At 65.3% G+C, this 1,191-nt stretch carries 1 protein-coding gene; it reads right to left on the bottom strand.

Annotation, left to right across the window (positions count from 1 at the left end):
- On the bottom strand, window positions 1–1,191 hold the full coding sequence (gene tuf, locus QQJ79_RS15345; RefSeq protein ID WP_284223798.1) for an elongation factor Tu: 1,191 nt from the start codon (window positions 1,189–1,191) through the stop codon (window positions 1–3).

The following is a 1,191-nucleotide window of genomic DNA, read 5'->3' as shown; positions in this document are numbered from 1 at the left end:
TTACTCGGTGATCTTGGAGACCACGCCGGCGCCGACGGTGCGGCCGCCTTCGCGGATGGCGAAGCGCAGCTTCTCTTCCATGGCGATCGGGGTGATCAGCTCGACGTTCAGCTCGGCGTTGTCGCCGGGCATGATCATCTCGACACCTTCCTTGAGGTGAACGATGCCGGTCACGTCCGTGGTGCGGAAGTAGAACTGCGGGCGGTAGTTGGTGAAGAACGGGGTGTGACGGCCGCCCTCTTCCTTGGTCAGGATGTAGGCCTCGGCCAGGAATTTCGTGTGCGGGGTGATCGAACCCGGCTTGCACAGAACCTGGCCGCGCTCGACGTCCTCACGCTTGGTGCCGCGCAGCAGCACGCCGACGTTGTCGCCGGCCTGGCCCTGGTCCAGCAGCTTGCGGAACATTTCCACGCCCGTGCAGGTCGTCTTCTGGACCGGACGGATGCCGACGATCTCGACTTCCTCGCCGACCTTGACGATGCCGCGCTCGACCCGGCCCGTGACCACGGTGCCGCGGCCCGAGATCGAGAAGACGTCTTCCACCGGCATCAGGAACGGCAGGTCCAGGGGACGCGCCGGCTGCGGGATGTAGTCGTCCACGGTCTGCATCAGCTTGATCACCGACTGCTCGCCGATCTCCGGGTTCACGCCGTCGGTCGCGGCCTTGGCCGAACCCGCCGTGATCGGAATGTCGTCGCCCGGGAACTGGTACGAAGAAAGCAGCTCGCGCACCTCCATCTCGACCAGTTCCAGCAGCTCGGCGTCGTCCACCAGGTCGACCTTGTTCAGGTACACCACCAGCGCCGGCACGCCGACCTGACGGGCCAGCAGGATGTGCTCGCGGGTCTGCGGCATCGGGCCGTCGGCGGCCGAGACCACCAGGATGGCGCCGTCCATCTGCGCGGCGCCCGTGATCATGTTCTTCACATAGTCGGCGTGGCCGGGGCAGTCGACGTGGGCGTAGTGACGGTTGGCCGTCTCATATTCCACGTGCGCCGTGTTGATCGTGATGCCGCGGGCCTTCTCTTCCGGCGCCGCGTCGATGTCGGCGTAGTTCATCGCCTTGCCGCCGCTGGCCTTGGCCAGAACCATCGTGATCGCCGCCGTCAGCGTCGTCTTGCCGTGGTCAACGTGACCAATCGTGCCGATGTTGCAGTGCGGCTTGTTACGTTCGAACTTTTCCTTGGCCAT

It is taken from the genome of Brevundimonas denitrificans, from assembly GCF_030160755.1.
Taxonomy (GTDB): domain Bacteria; phylum Pseudomonadota; class Alphaproteobacteria; order Caulobacterales; family Caulobacteraceae; genus Brevundimonas; species Brevundimonas denitrificans.
Note: the sequence above shows the minus strand (reverse complement) of the source record. Positions and strands in the feature narration are given on the sequence as shown.